Source organism: Arthrobacter sp. MAHUQ-56 (assembly GCF_019710585.1).
Lineage (GTDB): Bacteria > Actinomycetota > Actinomycetes > Actinomycetales > Micrococcaceae > Arthrobacter.
In genome coordinates this window covers 686,027-704,115 of sequence record NZ_JAIFZQ010000020.1, presented here as the reverse complement: position 1 = coordinate 704,115, position 18,089 = coordinate 686,027, and the positions used below count along the sequence as shown (strand labels likewise).

The 18,089-nt window shown below is 67.8% G+C and carries 16 protein-coding genes and 1 tRNA gene; 7 read left to right on the top strand and 10 right to left on the bottom strand.

Going from position 1 to position 18,089, the window contains the following annotated elements; genetic code table 11:
- Positions 1 to 61 precede the first annotated feature (61 nt).
- Positions 62 to 1,045 (bottom strand): LysR family transcriptional regulator, encoded by a 984-nt coding sequence (locus K4G53_RS15655; protein ID WP_221386949.1) that lies wholly within the window; start codon positions 1,043 to 1,045, stop codon positions 62 to 64.
- Between the two features lie 98 nt (positions 1,046 to 1,143).
- Here K4G53_RS15655 and K4G53_RS15650 point away from each other — a divergent pair, with 98 nt between their 5' ends.
- Positions 1,144 to 2,385, top strand: a complete 1,242-nt coding sequence (locus K4G53_RS15650; protein WP_221386559.1) for an MFS transporter — start codon at positions 1,144 to 1,146, stop codon at positions 2,383 to 2,385.
- 138 nt (positions 2,386 to 2,523) lie between these two features.
- Positions 2,524 to 3,027, top strand: coding sequence for an Lrp/AsnC family transcriptional regulator (locus K4G53_RS15645; protein WP_221386558.1), 504 nt, complete (start codon positions 2,524 to 2,526; stop codon positions 3,025 to 3,027).
- 22 nt (positions 3,028 to 3,049) lie between these two features.
- Here the strand turns inward: K4G53_RS15645 and K4G53_RS15640 are convergent, their stop codons facing one another.
- Complete coding sequence (locus tag K4G53_RS15640; protein WP_221386557.1) at positions 3,050 to 4,294, bottom strand: MFS transporter; 1,245 nt, start codon at positions 4,292 to 4,294, stop codon at positions 3,050 to 3,052.
- Positions 4,295 to 4,463: 169 nt separating this feature from the next.
- Between K4G53_RS15640 and K4G53_RS15635 the strand changes: the two genes are divergently transcribed.
- Together K4G53_RS15635 and corA are read left to right on the top strand one after the other, a co-directional pair.
- On the top strand, positions 4,464 to 4,940 hold the full coding sequence (locus tag K4G53_RS15635) for an Lrp/AsnC family transcriptional regulator (RefSeq protein ID WP_221386948.1): 477 nt from the start codon (positions 4,464 to 4,466) through the stop codon (positions 4,938 to 4,940).
- 10 nt (positions 4,941 to 4,950) lie between these two features.
- A complete protein-coding gene (corA, locus tag K4G53_RS15630) occupies positions 4,951 to 5,946 on the top strand; it encodes a magnesium/cobalt transporter CorA (RefSeq protein WP_221386556.1) in 996 nt (331 codons plus the stop codon).
- On the opposite strand, the gene K4G53_RS15625 is transcribed toward corA, so the two are convergent.
- The 6 genes from K4G53_RS15625 to galU all read right to left on the bottom strand — a co-directional run bounded on the left by K4G53_RS15625 (position 5,924) and on the right by galU (position 9,748).
- Positions 5,924 to 6,664, bottom strand: a complete 741-nt coding sequence (locus K4G53_RS15625; RefSeq protein WP_221386555.1) for a Pr6Pr family membrane protein — start codon at positions 6,662 to 6,664, stop codon at positions 5,924 to 5,926. The genes corA and K4G53_RS15625 overlap by 23 nt on opposite strands.
- An 81-nt stretch (positions 6,665 to 6,745) precedes the next feature.
- Positions 6,746 to 6,898 (bottom strand): hypothetical protein, encoded by a 153-nt coding sequence (locus K4G53_RS15620; RefSeq protein ID WP_221386554.1) that lies wholly within the window; start codon positions 6,896 to 6,898, stop codon positions 6,746 to 6,748.
- Positions 6,899 to 6,976: 78 nt separating this feature from the next.
- Positions 6,977 to 7,052: transfer RNA gene (locus tag K4G53_RS15615), tRNA-Ala, on the bottom strand.
- A 121-nt stretch (positions 7,053 to 7,173) separates the two neighbouring features.
- Entirely contained in the window at positions 7,174 to 8,112 is a 939-nt protein-coding gene (locus K4G53_RS15610) for a hypothetical protein (protein WP_221386947.1), read from the bottom strand.
- Positions 8,113 to 8,217: 105 nt separating this feature from the next.
- Positions 8,218 to 8,838, bottom strand: coding sequence for a GNAT family N-acetyltransferase (locus K4G53_RS15605; RefSeq protein WP_221386553.1), 621 nt, complete (start codon positions 8,836 to 8,838; stop codon positions 8,218 to 8,220).
- Positions 8,839 to 8,842: 4 nt separating this feature from the next.
- Positions 8,843 to 9,748 (bottom strand): UTP--glucose-1-phosphate uridylyltransferase GalU, encoded by a 906-nt coding sequence (gene galU, locus K4G53_RS15600; RefSeq protein ID WP_221386552.1) that lies wholly within the window; start codon positions 9,746 to 9,748, stop codon positions 8,843 to 8,845.
- Positions 9,749 to 9,860: 112 nt separating this feature from the next.
- On the opposite strand from galU, the gene K4G53_RS15595 reads away from it, so the two are divergent.
- The 3 genes from K4G53_RS15595 (at position 9,861) to K4G53_RS15585 (ending at position 11,937) form a co-directional block, all read left to right on the top strand.
- The gene (locus K4G53_RS15595; RefSeq protein WP_221386551.1) at positions 9,861 to 10,481 is read left to right on the top strand and encodes a 5-formyltetrahydrofolate cyclo-ligase; all 621 of its coding nucleotides are present in this window, start codon (positions 9,861 to 9,863) and stop codon (positions 10,479 to 10,481) included.
- A gap of 127 nt (positions 10,482 to 10,608) precedes the next feature.
- The gene (locus K4G53_RS15590; RefSeq protein WP_221386550.1) at positions 10,609 to 10,878 is read left to right on the top strand and encodes an FmdB family zinc ribbon protein; all 270 of its coding nucleotides are present in this window, start codon (positions 10,609 to 10,611) and stop codon (positions 10,876 to 10,878) included.
- Between the two features lie 324 nt (positions 10,879 to 11,202).
- The gene (locus K4G53_RS15585) at positions 11,203 to 11,937 is read left to right on the top strand and encodes a Flp pilus assembly protein CpaB (protein ID WP_221386549.1); all 735 of its coding nucleotides are present in this window, start codon (positions 11,203 to 11,205) and stop codon (positions 11,935 to 11,937) included.
- 131 nt (positions 11,938 to 12,068) lie between these two features.
- On the opposite strand, the gene K4G53_RS15580 is transcribed toward K4G53_RS15585, so the two are convergent.
- A complete protein-coding gene (locus K4G53_RS15580; RefSeq protein ID WP_221386548.1) occupies positions 12,069 to 16,340 on the bottom strand; it encodes a DUF4011 domain-containing protein in 4,272 nt (1,423 codons plus the stop codon).
- Positions 16,341 to 16,470: 130 nt separating this feature from the next.
- Positions 16,471 to 18,060: a glutamine-hydrolyzing GMP synthase gene (gene guaA / locus K4G53_RS15575; protein WP_221386547.1), complete on the bottom strand. Its 1,590-nt coding sequence runs from the start codon at positions 18,058 to 18,060 to the stop codon at positions 16,471 to 16,473.
- Positions 18,061 to 18,089: the final 29 nt, after the last annotated feature.

The following is an 18,089-nucleotide window of genomic DNA, read 5'->3' as shown; positions in this document are numbered from 1 at the left end:
GGGTACTTGGCCCGCGCGCTCCGGCGGCCGCGCACCCGCGGCAGGTCCCGCCGTCGAACCTTCACTGCGGCACGCGGTTTCCCTGCCTGACCAGGCCGGCCAGCAGGCCCGGCCCCTCGTTGGCCACCAGCTCACGGAAGAGCCGTACGGCCACCGGTTCGTTTTCCGGCTTCCGTCGCCGCCAGCTGACGCCAACCACCCGGAAGGCCAGCGCCGAGTCCAGCGGAACTTCCACCCACCCCAGGTTCCCCGTTTCCGGCCGCACCAGGCGCCCGGGAGCGTCGCCGCCCGGCGGAAGAATGCTGACGCCCAGGCCGGCGGAGACCAGGCCGCGGACCGTGTGTGAGTCCTGGCTTTCGAAGGCGATCCGGGGGCGGTACCCCGCCTCCCGGAAGAGCGCATCGGTGAGCGAGCGCAGCCCATAGCCAGGCTCGAGCGCGACGAAGGGCTCGCCGCGAAGGTCAGCCACCCGTGCCGCCCGCTGCCGCGCCAATGGATGTCCGTGATGCACCACCAGACGGAGCGGTTCTCGGTACAGCGGGGCAGTCCGAAGATTCTTCCCGGGTTCCGCCACGGGCGCCGTCAGGGCCAGGTCCGCCTCCCCCGACGCAAGCTCCGCGAGGCATGTGCTGCGCGCACCCTGGCTGAGCCGGAACTCGGCTCCGGCGTGCCGTGCCCGGAAGGCACTGATCAGCAGGGGCAGGGTGGCCTCGCCGAACGTGTGCTGGAAGGACACGGAAATCCTGCCCCGAACCACCTCTGACTCGTTGCGCACCAGGTCCAGGCCGGCCTGGAATTCCGCGAGCGCCTGGCCGATGTAGGGCAGCAAGGTGCGGGCGGCAGGGGTGAGTCGGACGCCGCGGCCGTCCCGCACCACGAGTTCGGTCCCGACGGCGGCGCTCGCCCGGGCTACCGCCCTGCTCACCGTCGACTGGGGTACTCCCAGGAGTTCCGCGGTCTCGGTGACGTGTTCGGTGCGGCCAAGCTCGGCCAGTACCGGCAGGAGCGGAAGGAGCTGGGCCAACTGTTTCCTGTCCGGCTCCATGACCGCGTCCACCCCTCCGCCATTCATCCTCTGTCGCTATCAGTTTTGCATGAATTATGCATTGGAAGCATCCATGGCCGCGGGTCTACGCTGGCGGGATGCCGCAGAACGCAATCCCCGCCGCCAGTGGCGCCCTGCCCCGCTGGGACGGGCACGCCAAAGGATCCCGGGCCTACGGGCGGGTCCTTGCCGGCTTGTCATGTGCAGGCGTAGCCACCTTCGCCCAGCTCTACTCCACCCAGGCCGTCCTTCCGCTGCTGGCCACCGACCTGGACATCACGGCCGCGGAGGCCGCTTTGACCATCTCCCTGGCCACTGTCGGGCTGGCCGCAACCGTCATTCCCTGGTCGTTCCTGGCTGACAGGATCGGACGGGTCCGGGCCATGATGTGGGGCATCTGCGCGGCCACGGTCCTGGGGCTGATGGTCCCCCTGGCCCAGAATTTCGGCATGCTCCTCACGCTGCGGCTGCTCGAGGGGATGGCACTGGGCGGCATCCCCGCGATTGCCATCGCCTACCTCAACGAGGAGGTGACCAAGGCGCATGCCGCGCTGGCAGCGGGAAGCTACGTTGCCGGAACCACCCTCGGCGGGCTGGCCGGACGGCTGGTGGCCGGCCCGATGGGCGAGCTTTGGGGATGGCGGGCAGCCGCGCTGGCCGTGTCCGTCCTCGCCACCCTTGCGGCCGCGGCGTTCCTTGTCCTGGTGCCCAAGGCCCGCGGCTTCACACCTGCCCGCGCCGCCGGCCTGCGCGCCGCGCTCGGAACCCTCGCAGGGCATGTGCGCAGCATCCGACTGCTGGCGCTCTACGTCCAGGCCTTCCTGATGATGGGTGGCTTCGTCGCCATCTACAACTACCTGGGCTTCCGGCTCTCCGGGGCACCGTTCGGCCTCCCGGCAACACTGATTAGCCTGATCTTCCTGGCCTACCTCTCCGGCACATTCTCCTCCCGCTGGGCTGCCGGGCTGACGGTGCGGTTCGGGCGGCGGAACGTGCTGCTGGCGGGGCTGGCCCTTGCCGTGGCCGGCCTCGCGCTTACCCTGACCCCGTTCCTGGTCCTGATCCTGTCAGGACTGGTGGTCTTCACCGGCGGCTTCTTCGCCGCGCACAGCATCGGATCCGGATGGACCGGCGCCATTGCCCGCACCGGCCGCGCCCAGGCTGCGTCCCTCTACAACCTTGCCTACTACCTTGGCTCCAGCCTCCTCGGCTGGGCGGGCGGCCTGCTCTTCCAGGCCTGGGGCTGGAACGCCCTGGCGGGGGCCGTCATGGTCCTGGCCTGCCTCACTGCGGCGACGGTCGCCGTCGTCCATCCAGCGACGGAACCGGCGACGCTCTGACACCTCTCACACCCGTGAACTATTCCTTGTCCGTGACCAGCGGGAAGGGGCGGAAATTCGGCGGGACGGGCCCTTGGACACCGGTTGAAACCGATTCTGCGGTCTAGGATGAACAGAGGACCGTTGGAAGGAACCGCAGTGAGCACGAACGCCAGGAACGGCAGGCCAGGGCAGCACCTGGAACCGCTGGACGCTATCGATGAACGGCTCCTGGCGGCCCTGGTGGCGGACGCGAGGATTTCCAACAAGCAGCTCGCTGAACTGGTGGGCATCGCGCCCTCCACGGCCCTGATGCGCACCCGGGCACTGTCGGAGCGCGGCATCGTCCAGGGCTACGAGGCGAAACTCAGCCTGTCCGCGATCGGCAGGTCTGTCCAGGCGCTGGTGGCGGTGCGCCTTCGGGCCCACGACAGGGACCAGATCGACCGCTTCACCGCCCGCGTGCCGCACCTGCCCGCGGTGCTGTCGACGTTCCACACCTCCGGCTCCGTGGATTACCTGCTGCACATCGCGGTCGGAAGCACGGAGGACCTGCGGGACTGGGTGCTGGACAACCTGGCCACGGACCCCGTGGTCGGCCACACCGAAACCACGCTGGTCTTCGAACACATCCAGGGCAACCACGGGCCGCTGCCGGACTAAGCCGTCCGAAGCGCCTGCGTGCCTAGGCCGGCCGCCGCCTGGCTGCCCCGGCCATGGTCACGGCGGAGAGCGCCAGCGCCGCCGAGCCGCAGACCAGCACAAAGCCCTGCACTGCGGCCGGTACCCCGAACATCCCGCCCGCCCAGCCGAGGCCCAGCACCGGGACGGCGCTGCCAAGGTACGTGATGACGTAGACGGTGCTGATGATCTGCGCGTGCCGTGCGGGCTCCACCTTCGCGGCCACGTCGTTGAAGACCGTGCGGAAGGCCACTCCCTGTCCCAGCCCCGCCGCCGCAGCGGCCGCAATGAGCAGCAACGGGCTGTGCCAGGTGCCGGCTGCACCGAGCAACATCACGGACACCCCCAGGACGGCCAGCCCGGCAGGCACGGCATGCCGTCCACGCACGCTCACCAGCTGGCTCAGCGCCGAGGCCCCCAGCGGCAGCCCCGCGAGCATGCCCACCAGCGGCCGGGACTGCGTGTCCAGGACCTGCGCGAAATAGCCGGGCGCCAGCGAGAGGCAGAAACCAAACACGGCGAAGCTGAGGAAGCCGACGCCGGACGCCAGCCAGAATGCGCCCCTCGCCTGGCGCGAGACGGACGGGCGGCGCGGAGCAAGCGCGTACAGGGGCCGTGACGGCGCCGGCAGCATGATCGCCGGACGGGCACGGATCAGGTACAGCGGAACCAGCAGCGCTGCCAGGAGGACCGAGTGGACGTAATAGGGTGCTGTGGTGGCGCCCGGAAGCAGCGACAGCAGTCCCCCAATGACAGGTCCCGCCGCCACTCCCCCGGAGGATGCCAGCAGCGTGAAGCGGGAAGCCCACTCAGGGCGGGAAGGCAGCAGTTCGCGCAGCGCCGCGGCGCTGGCGCCGGTTGCGAGGGCCACGGCGGTTCCCTGGAGCGCCCGGCCCGCGCACAACGCGGCCAGGGTCTGCGCTTCGGAGAAGATCCATCCCCCCGCCAGGCCGGTGAGCACTGCAACCAGGAGAGCGGCGCGCCGCCCGATGTGGTCAGACCAGTGGCCGGCCAGCAGCAGCGTGGCCACCAGCGCCAGCACGTAGCTCGCAAAAGCGCCGGTGACTTCGAGGCTGGACAGTCCCAGGCTGGCCTGCAGCAGCGGGTACAGCGGCGTGGCCAGGTTGGCGCCCACCAGGAGCATGAAGATGCCCGCGCCGGCCATGACCAGCCGTGCCGTAGTGGAAGCATCCCAGCCTGTGGCCGCGGCCGTTGCCGGACGCATTCGCAGTTCGCTGAAGACCGTCATGGTGCCGCCTTAGGGGTGGCCGCGGCGGGTTGTCCTTGTGGGAGCCCTTCGCGGATGGATCTATGATGATTCAAGAGTGCGGGAGGGCTGCCTGATCCGTCTGTTCTTGGGTTCGTAATTGCGCAGAATCATCAATTCTTGGCTGCACATATGATGGAGAGTGACGATTTTGAACAAACTTGACCCCACCGACCTGAAGATCCTCCTGGCCCTGATCAGGGACCCGCGCATCCAGATCGGCGAGCTCAGCGAGGCGCTGGGCATCGCACGCAACACCGCCCAGTCCCGCGTGCGCCGCCTGCTGCGGGCCGGGGTGCTGCGCCCGGGTGGCCGCGAAGTGGACCTTGAGGCCGTGGGGTATGACGTGGTGGCGTTCGTGACCATCGAGGTTTCGCACCGCGAACTGGACGGCGTGGTGGCGGCTCTGCGGCTGATCCCGCAAGTCCTGGAAGTCCATGAGATTTCGGGGCGCGGCGATGTCTGGTGCCGGGTGGTGGCCACGGACACCCACAACCTGCAGTCGTCGCTGCGCCAGGTCCTGAGGATCAAGGGCGTCATCCGCACCGAGACGGTCCTGGCACTGCACACCCACATCCCGTACCGGACCGAGCCCCTGATCAGCGGCCTGAGCAGCGCCGGCCAGTAGGATTTCCTGAATGACCATCATCGACAACGCCGTGTACGTCAACGGTACGCGCCACGCAGAACCTGAAAGCCTGGAGCAAACCTTTGAGACTTTGGCCCAGCACGGCGGCATGGCGTGGATCGGGCTTTACCGGCCCACGGCGGACGAGATGGCGGCCGTGGCAGCGGAGTTCGGCCTGCACGGCCTCGCGGTGGAGGACGCAGTTTCCGCCCACCAGCGGCCCAAGCTGGAGCGCTACGACGACAATCTGTTCACTGTGCTGCGTCCTGCCCGCTACCTTGACGCGAGCGAAACGGTGGAATTCGGTGAACTCCACGTCTTCACCGGCAAGAACTTTGTGGTGACCGTACGCCATGCCGAAACGGCCGGGGTGGCCCGGGTACGGCAGCGGCTCGAAGCACGGCCGGACCTGCTCCGCCACGGACCCGAAGCCGTGCTGTACGCGCTGCTGGACCGGGTGGTCGATGACTATGCGCCGGTGGTGGCCGGGCTGGAGAACGACATCGACGAAATCGAGGACCAGCTTTTCAGCGGCGATTCGGCCGTGTCCCGCCGCATCTATGAACTGGCCCGCGAAGTGATCCAGTTCCAGCGGGCCATCCACCCCCTGCCGGAGATGCTGGACCAGCTGAAGCGGGGATTTGAGAAGTACGGCGTGGAAACCGAGCTGCGGCACAACCTGCGGGACGTGGAAGACCACGTTGAACGGGTGATTTCCCGGGCGGATTCCTTCCGTGACCTCCTGCAGAACGCACTCACCCTGGACGGGACACTGACTGCCAACAGGCAAAACGAGGCCAGCGCCGAACAGAACGAACAGGTCAAGAAGATTTCATCCTGGGCGGCGATCCTCTTCGCGCCTTCGTTCGTGGCCGGTATCTACGGCATGAACTTTGACCATATGCCGGAGCTGCACTGGGCTTTCGGCTATCCGATGGCGCTTGGCCTGATGGTGGCAACGGGTGCACTCATGTACGCGATCTTCAAGAAGAAGGGCTGGATTTAGGCGGCCGGCCCACGGCAAGCCCCACCCGGACGTTGCCTGCCGCATGCACGAGCAGCGAGACCGCCAGGAAGGCGGCGAGGACTTCGGCCGTGACGCCAAACACCCTCGCCCAGCCGCCCTCGAGCGTAGGGTCAAGGAAGTCGTAGACGTACCATCCGTCGAGGCCGCCACGGACCCACGAGAACACCAGGAATGCCACGGGGTAGCCCAGCCAGGCCAACGGCCGCCACCATGGACCACGGATGGTGCGGGTAACGAGGAGCCAGTCCAATGCCACCATCAACGGCGCCAGGCGGTGATGCGCCATTTGCGGCCAGTAAAGGTCCCAGCTCCACCACGGCTCACCAGGCGGCGCCACCAGCACGATGTAGATGATGCCCGTCATCACCAGGTACAGGACCAAAGCACCGAACACATGGTCCCACCAGCGCGGCAGCCTGCTCCGCGGCCGGATCCCCGAGGCAAGCAGGACAAGCCCCAGGACAAGGTTCCCCTGGACAGTGAACTCCGAATACAACTGGGGAATGTCCACGTCGTTCCCGGGCAGGGTCGCATCAAAAGTCTTCTGGATGAGCGCGGCGAGCGCAAAGAGCCCGACCAGGATCCGGATGGCACGAACCCAGGGGCGGTCGGGGTGCAGGGCGCTGTTCGCGGCGAAGTTGCGACGGACCGGCGGTACCGACGGGGTGTGGCCCCCCGTCCGTTCTGTGAGGCTCATGGAGCAAGCGTGACGGGGTTTGCCGGGCGCGGACAGAGTCCTTTGGCAGTCGCTATGCCGGCCGGTGCTCCGTGTTCAGGGTCAGACGCTGGCCCTTCGCTTGAGCCAGCCCCAGACGCCAGTGGCGACGAAGAGGACAAGGCCGATGATCGCGAGCCAGAACAGGCCCTTCACGACAAAGCCCACAATGGACAGGATGAGCCAGATGACAAGAAGTCCAATGATGATTCCCATGGGCCCACTCTAGGCCGGTGGGGAGGGGTTGGCCCGCTCATCAGGCTGCGTTTCGCCTGGGCGGAGGAACTGGATGGCTGGTGGAGCTAAGGAGATTCGAACTCCTGACCTCTTCGATGCGAACGAAGCGCTCTACCAACTGAGCTATAGCCCCGGAACTGGCCGCAGTCCGGGAGGTTTCCTGGCGGCTGCGGAGCCGGTGTCCCTAGGCTACAAATTTTCCCGGCGCAACGCCAATCGGCGCGCTCATCGAGGGCCGGCTCCCCTCCGGGAGCCTACGCCCGGCGGCGCTGCAGGACGTCGTCGAGGTTGCTCAGGGCCCGCTGCGCCTTGGTGAGTTGCTGGACTTCCGCGGACGCCACGGCATCGGCCGGCGGGGCTCCCGCTGCGCCCTGCTTCAGGGACGGCTTGCCTACAGCCTTGGGAGCCTCCGGAAGCTCCAGCGGTTCGGGGGCGGGGCGCTCAGCCTTTGCGGCCTCCACGTAGACGGGCTTCGGTACTTCCACCGGCTCCCAGGGAGTGCCGGCAACAGCACTGGGGGCGGCGGCAGTGCCCGGGGTAACCGCGGCGGCGCTGGGATCGCCGGCAGCGACGGCGACGGCGAGGGCTGCTTCCCGCAGCTCGATGGCCGTCAGCGGCTTGACTTTGGGCTCGCCCGCCTCGGCGTCGAAGAGCGGGGATTCCGGGCGGGCAGGGGCCTGACCGGGCTTCGGCGGGACAGCCGGGGCTGCATCCGGACGGCGGGCGGGGGCCGCACTCATGGCGGAGCAGAACGCGGCGTTCACCTTCGCCTTGCGGTCCCGGACGGCGAGCCAGCGCAGCACCGCTACCGACGCCGGAGTCACCACGGCACACGCCAGCGGCAGGGCGGGTGATCCCAGCCCGAAGGCGAGCAGCACGCCGGAGATGAACAGCGTCACCAGGGACAACAGCCCAACGAGGGCCAGGGCAGTGCGGCCGTAGCGGATACGGAACCGGGCCGGAGGTGCAGTGCTGGCAGCACCGGCAGCGGGTGCGGCACTCTTCCTGGGTTCCATGGCTTTCTCCTGCTGGGCGGCGACGTTCATTACCAGGCCGGCTGGCTGGTCCGGCCGTTCCTCGGCCTGCGTGTCCGCCAGATACTCACCGGCGGGCTGGAACTGGTGCCGGCGGTTCCGGAGGACGTAAGGGGCAACCCAAACAATCCAGAGCACGACGGCAACCACGAGGATCACTGAGCTGCTAAGGGGGAAGTCCACACTCAAAACCGTATGAGCATCGTGACTGCTCCTGCCGCATTAGCTGCGGTGTGTCGTGCCGCTGCTGGCAAATCATTGGATTTATGAAGGACGCGAGGCAAGCCAAGGCGCCAGGAGGCCCTCCGGGACTTCTTCCGACGTGAGGGCGAACGAGCGGTGGTCCGCCCATTCACCGTTGATGTGCAGGAAACGGGGACGGTACCCCTCGTCCCGGAACCCCAGTTTCTCCACCACCCGGAGGCTGGGTCCGTTCTCGGGGCGGATATTGATCTCCATCCGGTGCAGGCCAAGGGTGCGGAAGCAGTGGTCGGTGACCAGTGCAACGGAGGTGGGGGCTATGCCCCGGCCCGCCCTTGCCTTGTCCACCCAGTAGCCCAGGGTGGCCATCATCGCCGAGCCCCAGACAATCGACGACACGGTCAACTGGCCGACGATGACCGGCTTCCTGTGGCCTGGCGTCCACTCCGTGATCAGGAACGGCAGCGCTGTACCCTGGGCAGCCTGCGCATTGAGCGAGCGGACCATGTGCCGGTAGTCCGGCAGCCCGCCGCCCGGCTCGGGATTGGAGGCCTCCCAGGGCGCGAGCCACTCGCTGTTGCGGGACCGCACCTCGGTCCACTCCTTCTTGTCCCGGTACCTGATGGGCCGCAGCACGAGGTCGCCGCATTCCAGCGTAACGGGCCAGATGGGGCCAGCGCGCACGGCGTTATCCGGACAGGCCGGCAGCGAAGCCGGGCAGCCATTCACGAAGGCCCGGGCCCAGGTCATCGCTGTCGACGGCAAGCTGGATGCAGGCCTGGAGGTAGCTAAGCTTGTCGCCGGTGTCGTAGCGGCGGCCGCGGAACACCACGCCGTAGACCCCGTAGCCCTCCCCCTCGCCGGACGCCAGTTCCTGCAAGGCATCAGTGAGCTGGATTTCGCCGCCGCGTCCCGGTTCCGTTTTTTCGAGGACATTGAAGACAGCGGGGTGCAGCACATAACGTCCGATCAGGGCCAGGTTGGACGGCGCTTCCTCCGGGGAGGGCTTCTCCACCAGCCGGTTCACGCGGACGTAGCCTTCGCCGTCGAACTCCTCAATGTCCGCGCAGCCGTAGGCGCTGATCTGCGAAGGTTCCACTTCGATCAGTGCGACGACGGAACCTCCGGTCCTGGCCTGGACATCGATCATCGTGCTGAGGAGTTCGTCCCGGGGGTCGATGAGGTCGTCACCGAGCAGGACGGCGAAGGCCTCCTCCCCCACGTGCTGCTTGGCCCTGAGGACGGCGTGGCCCAGGCCCAGGGGGTCACCCTGCCGGACATAGTGGATATCGCCCAGCTTGCTGGCGGCCTGGATGGCTTCCAGCTTCGCGGTGTCACCCTTCTCCGCCAGCATCGATTCAAGCGACGGCACACGGTCAAAATGGTCTTCGAGCGCGCGTTTGTTGCGGCCTGTAATCATCAGGACGTCGTTGAGGCCAACGTTGACGGCTTCCTCCACCACATACTGGATGGCAGGCTTGTCAACGACAGGAAGCATTTCCTTCGGCATGGCCTTGGTGGCGGGCAGGAACCGGGTACCCAGGCCGGCTGCAGGGATGACGGCTTTGCGGACCCTCGGGTTACTGGTAGTCACCGGACTAATCTAACGTCAGCGTCAAGTATTTCCGTAACCATCAAAAGCCCTGGCAGGCCCGCGGCAGCGCGCCGGAAGCCGTAAGAGCGGCGGGCACAGCAGGAAGGACACCATGCTTCAGGAGTCGAACACCATCAAGGACGGCATCCGTGCCGCACACAGGCGGCGCCGGGCCACCTTAACCCCGGGGCAACTCGAGTCCGCGGGCGCGGGGCTGGCACTGCACGGCGAAGCATGGGCAGGGTCTGTGACCGGCGGGCGTCCCGCAACCGTGTGCGTCTACCTCGGCGTGGGCAAGGAGCCTCCCACCCTGCCGTTGATCGCCGCCCTGCACCGCAGCGGCCACAAGGTCCTCCTTCCGGTGTGCGAACCGGGCCGGGAACTGAGCTGGGTGTTCTGGACGCCGGAAGTGGGCTACTCACGCAGCAAGTACGCGCCCATCCTGGAACCGGACGGCCCCCGGTATGGGCCTGACGTGGCCGGCGAGGCCAAGGCGCTCTTCATTCCGGCGACGGCAGTGGACCTCGCAGGCAACAGGATCGGCCAGGGCGGCGGCTACTACGACAAATTCCTGGGGCACCTCGCCACGGCAGGGAAGGACATTCCGCTGACCGCCGTGATCTACGACGAGGAACTGCTGCCTGCGGGCAGGATTCCCGCGGAAGAATTTGACCGGCCGGTCCCGGCAGTCCTCCTCCCGTCCGGGCTCCGCCGCTTGAACGAGAGCTCCTGAGCCGCGTCCGGCCCAGGACCCTCCCGGACACGGAGGATGCTAGAATTGGCACTCAGGCCCTGCGACTGCTAATGGTTCACCAAGAGGCAGCACGGGACCTCTCGTTTGCCCAAGAGGAGGAGCACCAGTGCCAACATATGCTTACGCCTGCAAGGATTGCGGCCACGCCTTCGACATCGTCCAGTCGTTCTCGGACAGCAGCCTGACTTCATGCCCTGAATGCAGCGGGACACTGCGCAAGAAGTTCAACAGCGTTGGCGTCGTCTTCAAGGGCTCGGGCTTCTACCGCACCGACTCCCGCGACTCGAAGGGGAGTTCCGTCTCCCCCGCCCCTGCGGCGGCCCCGGCGGCTCCGGCTGCAACCCCCGCCCCTGCCCCGGCGGCTGCAGCAAGCTAGCCCACTCCGCCATACCGACGGCGGCCAGGCGCGGTCGAGCGCCGGGCCGCCCTCGTTTCGTGAGCAGTTCTTTTCGGCACCGTTTATTTCCCCACCGGTTGCTTGCCCGGCCCACTTGCCTCGCCCCCAGTTGCCTCGCGGACCAATGGCAGCCCCCACTCCTGGCTGGCCGCCCGCGCCATTGCGCGGGCGACGTTTTGCATGGCGGCGTTTTGCATTGGCGGCATCGTGCTGTGAGCCGTGCCCGGCCCTGACACGGAGTATTGTCCACATAGCCGGTGTTCGACCTGTCGCGCCTATTTCGCCCGGCGCTAGCGTGGGCGCATGCCTGCTCATCCGTTCCGCGCCCGTCGCGTCAATTCCCGCCTTACGGGCAACCCGCGTCCTTCCGGCCGCTCGCGCCCCCGGAACGGGCGCCTGCCAGTCCGCTTCGCCGCGTGGCTGAACCGGAACAGGCGCCTCGCCGCGGCGTTGCTCCTCTGCGCCGCAGCAGCCTTGGCTGTCCAACAGCTGACCCCGGCCCCTCTGACCACCGTTGCGGCACTCGCCGCTGCCCGTGACCTGCCGGCCGGAACCGCCCTCGCCGCGTCGGACCTGGCGCCCGTGCGGGTGCCGCCAGGGGTGGTTGCCGAAGGCTTTCTCCAGGACACGGCCACCGTGGCCGGCAAACAGTTGGCGGCGCCGCTGCGCAAGGGTCAGCTCCTCACCGACGCGCAATTGCTTGGTCCCGGGCTCCTGACCGGGACCCCGCCGGGTTCGGCGGCTGTCCCCTTAAGGATGGCCGACGCCTCGTCCATCCAGCTGGTCGCGCCGGGCCAGTTGGTGAATGTGGTCCTCACCTCGGCCAATGGATTCGACCAGCAGGGCCCGTCAGAAGTGCTGGCCTCAGCCGTCCCCGTGCTGTGGACCTCGAACAAGGGCGGGCAAAGCGGACAGTGGCTGGGCACCACCGAGACGGATGGCCTGATTGTTGTGGCAGCAAACCCTGAGCAGGCAGCCCGTCTTGCGGGAGCGTCAACCCGGGGCAGGTTGTTCTTTGTCCTGGTCGGACCAGCGTGAGCTGCCGCCGCGGCCGCCGGCCGCACCGGCCAGGCACCCCGCTGAAGCGTCCACCCAGCCCAGGTTGTTCTTTGTCCCGGCCGGACCACCGTAAGCTGCCGGCGCCGCCGCCGGAGGTGCCGGCCAGCCGGTCAGCCCCAGTGCGGCGGCTTCTGCTCCTTCAGCCAGGCATCGTGGTCATCGTCCCGGTCACCCCAGCTGCGGGCGTCGTCTTCTGCGGCCTTGGTGGGCAGGATTCCGCCAGGCACCCGGACAGGGCCTTGGGCCGCGGCGCCGGCCGCGTCGGCAGCCTCCGCGGCTGCGCCGTCCTGGGACTTATCTTCCTGCTTCATGTCTTCCTGCGACGTCTCTTCCTCTGCCATGGCACCAGCCTCCCTGTTGTCCGGTCGGGTCCGGACGTGGTCTCCCGCGCCTCCCGAGTCAGTGCCACGGTCTTCGCGGGACAGGCCCCGGTCCGCGCCCTCTCGGCCTGCATTGTCCCGGGCCGCACTGTCGTGGGCTGGCTTGCCGCGACTTGCACCGTCCTGGCCGGCACCATGCCTGGGCAGGTACACGGAACCCGCGGAGGGCGTATCGATACCATTGAGCGCCTGGTCGACGTCGTCGTCAAGGAAGCCACCCGATGTCGTTGTCCGGCCCGGGAGCACCACTTTCTCCAGGCCGAGGTACCCGGCGATCCGGTCGGCGCAGGCCGATGGATCGGTGAACACCTCGATGGTCCACAGCGGCATGTACCGCCAGCCAAGCCGTTCCAGCAACTGGGGGCGGAGCCTGCTCCGTTCCCGCACGCTCATGGTGCGGTACTGCTCGGTGCCGTCAGACTCGATCGCAACCGGCCAGGGAAGGTCGGCGTCGTCCTGGCCCATGGTGCTCAGGGGGTCTGCCGCGGCAACAACGTCAATGGCGCCGTCGTACTGGTGCCACACCCTGGCGCCGCGGGCCCGCAGCCGGTCCCCCAGGTCTGCCACCAGCGGATCGGCCCCAAGCGCCTGCTCACTCGCAGCCGCACGGGAGGCCGGCGTGCCGAGGTCCGTGTTGCCGGAGATTTCCCGGTTCAGCAGCGCATAGAGGTCCACGGCCCCATGTGCCAGGCGGGTGTGGTCCAGGTCCTCCGGCCGGAAGCACGTCAGCACATGCATGGACCGCCTGGCCCGCGTCATGGCCAGTGCAAACTTCTCCCTGCCACCTTCCGCGGAAAGCGGTCCGAAGCTGTGCAACGCCCGGCCGTGGGGAGTCCGGCCGAAGCCGGGCGAGAAGATCACGTGGTCGCGGACCAGGCCCTGCGCCCGCTCCAGGTCCACCACACGGAAGGATTCCGGGCCTGCTCCGAAGAAGCCTGCCAAGCCGGGATGGTTGGAGAGCTGGAGCCGGATGGATTCACCAATCCTGGCAGCGTGCCGGAGGCTGGCGGTGACGACGGCCAAGGAGGTCCGGGGGCGCATGCGGGCGTGTTCGAAGACCAGCTCCACCACCCGGTTCACTTCGGCGACCACCGATTCCACACCCTCATGGTCTGCACTGGGAAGTCCGGTGCCGTCGGGGAGGTATTCCACCAGGAGGGACCGGTCCAGCCCCGTGGCGGACTGGCCTTCGGGCAGCCGGCGGAGGCCGCCGTCGTAGAAGTCCCTGCTCAGTTGCAGGACCAGGTCCTCGTCAACAGCGCGGTACACCACGTTCAGCCGCCATACGGGCAGGACTGCCGAGAGCGCGTTGAAGGCGCTCTCCACCCGCTGGTGGGCAGACTCGCCCGGCGCCAGGCGTTCGACGCCGACGGTGAAGGTCCGGGGACTGGCGATCCGGGCGTCCCCGAACGCGATGACCTGCCGTCCACGGGCAATGGACGGCAGGACCGCCTGCAGCGATGTGGCCTCGGCATCGAGGATCACGACGGCGTCGAAGTGCTGTTCGGCCGGGAGCAGCCCCGTCATGAGGTAGGGGCTGACAGACCAGACCGGGACCAGGGTACCGATGAGGTCCGGCGCCTGGGCGGTCAATGCGGGCAGCGATACCCGGCCGTCCTTCAGCAGGCTGCGCAGGAGGTCGGCCTGGCGGGGCTGCGCCGCGATCGCGGTCCGCCACCGCTCGGCCAGGTCCCAGCGCAGGCGCGCCGCTCCGCTGGCAATGTGGGCGTTGTCCGCGAGCCGGTACTCAGCCTCAAGCTGGCGGAGGGCGTCGCCGTCGGACATGGCCAGGTAGTCGTCGCCACTGATCATGGCCTCAAGCGCGGACTGCCACCAGGCCAGCTCGAGTTCGGCGGCCACCGATCCTTCCGGCACTTCCCGCTCGGCGAGGTCGGCCAGGAGCTCGCCCAGGCCGTGCTCGCGCATGTTCTCCACCAGGAGGGTGCGTTCGGGCAGTGTCTTGAGCGTGTCGGTATCGGCCACCAGGCGTTCCAGGCGTTCCATCAACTGCCCGTACGGGGCAGTGGCCAGGGAGCCGCCGGCTTCCGTGTGCCGCAGGGCCTCCCCCAGCTGGCTGAGCTCGCGGTCCAGGCCGCGGTACATCGCGTTCATCTCGGCAAGGCCGGACGGAACGGCGGGGTGCCGCTGCGTGGTGGCGTAGCCGGCCCAAAGCGCCCGCTGCTCCTGGACCAGGAGCAACGAGGTGTGCAGGTCTGCGATGTGGACGCCGGGGCGGACGTATTCCTTGGCTACCCGGCGCAGCCGCGAGCGTTGCATGGAGGTCATCTCGATGCCCCGTTCGCGCCGCCAGGCAGAGGACGCAGTGGCGGAGATCAGATCCGTCACCGGCCGGTCGAAGATGTCCGGTGTGAATTTGTCCAGGCTGCCGCGCACGGCGACGAGCAGTTCCAACTGCTCGCCCCACTCGGCAAACGATTCGCCGAGCCGGATTTCCGCATGCTCGGCCACCGCATTCATGCGCTCACGCAGGATCGGAAGGCTCTTGGCAACGGAACGGACGAGGTCCTGGGCTTCCTCGGTTTCCTTGCGGGTCAGCAGCCTGGCCCCGTGCCACGGGCTGGTGGTGGCAGCCTTGCTGAAGCTGCCCAGTTCCGCGGCCCGCCGCAGCCTGGCCGCCAGTTCCTCGCGGTCCCGGATACTGTCCAGGACGCTCCGCTTGAGCCTGACCGTGGTGGCCGGGGCAGGGTGGATGGACGTGAGCTCCGCCAGCGACTGCATGGCCTGGTACGGTGAGCAGCCCCACCGCTCCCTGACGTTGTGCAGCGACGCCACGTGGTCCATGAGCGCGTGCCGGTGCTCCGTCAGTGTGCTGTGCAGGTTCCCCAGCTGCGGTTCCAGGGACTTTTCGTTGCGGACAATGGCCCGGACCAGCTGGCCCTTCAGCTGCTGCGCGGTGACGTTCCCGGACAACTGGAACAGGATGGACTCGAGCCCCAATGACTCAAGCTGGCCGGAGACCTCGTTCAGGCTGGCCCGGCGGTCGCCCACCACCAGAACGGTCTTGCCGGCATCCACCAGGGCGCCGATCGTGTTGATGGCGGTCTGGGTCTGTCCGGTGCCGGGCGGCGTGCTGACCACGAGTGAGTCACCTGCGCGGGCGGCGTCGATGACGTACTGCTGGTCCCTGTCCGCGTCCAGCAGCAGCAGTTCGTCCTTGGGGTGCCGGCTGTCCAGCGGAGGAAAGCGGGAGGGGTCGGGTTCCTCGACATCCACCACCTCGCCTCCGGCGGCGGTTGCCAGCGCGGAGATCAGGGGGTTGGAATCGTTGATCCAGGGGTCGTCGAGGTTTCCGGAGAGGTCCGCGAAAGTGGACACCAGCAGGTTGTGCTGGGTCTCGGCGCCGTGGATGGGCCGGATCAGTGTTGCCAGCCGGTCCAGGACAGGCTGGGGGTCGAAGCGGGCGGTGCTGTAGGCCAGCCGGGTGACCGCGTTGACGTCGAAGACGATCCCGTGGACGTTCTTCAGATGCCGCACCAGCGCAGGGTTGATGTGCGCCTGCTCGGTCAGCTGGAGTTCGAAGTCGTCCTCCCCGGGGCGGACAGTCAGGGAGATGGCGGTGAGCATGACCGGCGCGGACACCCGCTGCGGTTTCCCCCCGACGGCGGAGGTCCACACCACGGTGCCGGCCGAAAGGTACCCTGCGTCGATTCCGCGGTCGTTGGCGAGTTCGAAGATCTTGGACCGGATGTTCCGCGAAGCACGCGCGGCCACCACGTACTGCTGGCGGTCCCTGATCAGCGTGGACAAGCGGGTGCGGCGCCCGGCCATGAGCTGGGCCAGGCCTGACGGATGCGCCGACGTGAGGTCGATCGAACCTTCCGGCGTCTTGGTGAAGCGCAGCATCGTGTCCGCGCCGGTGACGGGTTTGAGTCCCGACAGCCATTTGCGAAGCTCTTCCGAGCCTTCCGGGTGGCCTTGACCAACTGACACTTCTGCCTTCTTTTCTGCGCTTGCACGTGACGCCCTGGACCATACCGGCATAGTTTCGAGAGTAGCCGCTTCGGTGCCGGTCTTGAGAGACCGCAACACTGGGGCAAGGGAAATTGGTGAGGATTTCACGGGGGAAAAGCAGTGGCCGGCCCCCGCTGGCGGAGGCCGGCCACTCAGAATGCTATTCCCACTCGATGGTTCCCGGCGGCTTGCTGGTCACGTCCAGCACCACCCGGTTAACGCCGTCCACCTCGTTCGTGATCCGGTTGGAGATCCGGGCCAGGAGGTCATACGGCAGGCGCGACCAGTCCGCGGTCATGGCGTCTTCGGAGGAGACGGGGCGGAGGACGATGGGGTGGCCGTAGGTGCGCCCGTCGCCCATGACACCCACGCTGCGGACATCGGCCAGCAGCACGACTGGCATCTGCCAGACCTCGTTGTCCAGGCCCGCGGCAGTGAGCTCGGCGCGCGCGATGGCGTCTGCCTTGCGCAGCAGGTCCAGCCGCTCCTTGGTGACCTCACCGACGATCCGGATGCCCAGGCCCGGACCCGGGAACGGCTGGCGGCCGACGATTTCCTGCGGCAGGCCCAGCTGGGCGCCCACCGCGCGGACTTCGTCCTTGAACAGGGCACGCAGGGGTTCCACAAGCTCGAACTGGAGGTCTTCGGGGAGTCCGCCCACGTTGTGGTGGCTCTTGATGTTCGCCGCGCCCTCGCCGCCGCCGGATTCGACGACGTCGGGGTACAGCGTGCCCTGGACCAGGAACTTGATCTTCTCACCGTGGGCAGCGGCCTCGGCGATGATGGCCAACTCGGCTTCCTCGAAGGCACGGATGAACTCACGGCCAATGATCTTGCGCTTGGTCTCGGGGTCGCTGACTCCGGCCAGGGCCGAGAGGAAGCGTTCCTGCTCGTTGGCGACGTACAGCTTGACGCCGGTGGCGGCCACGAAGTCGCGCTCCACCTGCTCGGCCTCGCCTTCGCGCAGCAGGCCATGGTCAACGAACACACAGGTGAGCTGGTCGCCGACCGCGCGCTGGACAAGGGCGGCGGCGACGGCGGAATCCACGCCGCCGGAGAGGCCGCAGATCACCCGGGCATCCCCAATCTGCTGGCGGATGCGCTCCACCTGCTCTTCGAGGATGTTGCCAGTGGTCCAGTTGGGCTCGATCTTGGCGCAGTTGAACAGGAAGTTCTCCAGCACCTGCTGGCCGTAGGCCGAGTGCTTGACCTCCGGGTGCCACTGCACGCCGAAGAGGCCCTTTTCCTCGTTGGCGAAGGCGGCCACTTCCGCGCCCGCGGTCGTTGCCAGGACTTCGAAGCCTTCCGGCGCGCGGTGGACGGAGTCGCCGTGGCTCATCCAGGTCTTCTGGTGCTGGGGCATGCCCTCAAGTACGGAGCGGCCCTCGCCCAGGATGGTGGTTTCGGTGGATCCGTACTCCCGCAGCCCGGTCTTGTCCACCTTGCCGCCCAGGGCGTTGGCCATGGCCTGGAAGCCGTAGCAGATACCAAAGACGGGGACGCCTGCTTCGAAAAGGTCGGCACCTACGCTTGGGGCGCCGTCGGCATAGACGCTGGAAGGTCCGCCGGACAGGATGATGGCGGCGGGATTCTTGGCCAGGAGTTGCTCGGTGCTGTAGGTATGCGGAACCACTTCCGAATACACATTCGCTTCCCTGACGCGGCGGGCAATCAGCTGCGCGTACTGGGCACCGTAGTCAACTACCAGCACCGGCTTCTGGGAAGTCTGGGATGCAGTGGGAGTAGTCACCGTAATAGCCTACTTGGCGCCATTGCACC

Coding starts and splice junctions, on each gene's coding strand:
- K4G53_RS15655 (WP_221386949.1), bottom strand. CDS start 1,045: ATGGAGCCGGACAGGAAACAGTTGGCCCAGCTCCTTCCGCTCCTGCCG.
- K4G53_RS15595 (WP_221386551.1), top strand. CDS start 9,861: ATGCTTCAGGAGTCGAACACCATCAAGGACGGCATCCGTGCCGCACAC.
- K4G53_RS15640 (WP_221386557.1), bottom strand. CDS start 4,294: ATGACGGTCTTCAGCGAACTGCGAATGCGTCCGGCAACGGCCGCGGCC.
- K4G53_RS15625 (WP_221386555.1), bottom strand. CDS start 6,664: ATGAGCCTCACAGAACGGACGGGGGGCCACACCCCGTCGGTACCGCCG.
- K4G53_RS15585 (WP_221386549.1), top strand. CDS start 11,203: ATGCCTGCTCATCCGTTCCGCGCCCGTCGCGTCAATTCCCGCCTTACG.
- K4G53_RS15580 (WP_221386548.1), bottom strand. CDS start 16,340: ATGCCGGTATGGTCCAGGGCGTCACGTGCAAGCGCAGAAAAGAAGGCA.
- K4G53_RS15650 (WP_221386559.1), top strand. CDS start 1,144: ATGCCGCAGAACGCAATCCCCGCCGCCAGTGGCGCCCTGCCCCGCTGG.
- corA (WP_221386556.1), top strand. CDS start 4,951: ATGACCATCATCGACAACGCCGTGTACGTCAACGGTACGCGCCACGCA.
- K4G53_RS15620 (WP_221386554.1), bottom strand. CDS start 6,898: ATGGGAATCATCATTGGACTTCTTGTCATCTGGCTCATCCTGTCCATT.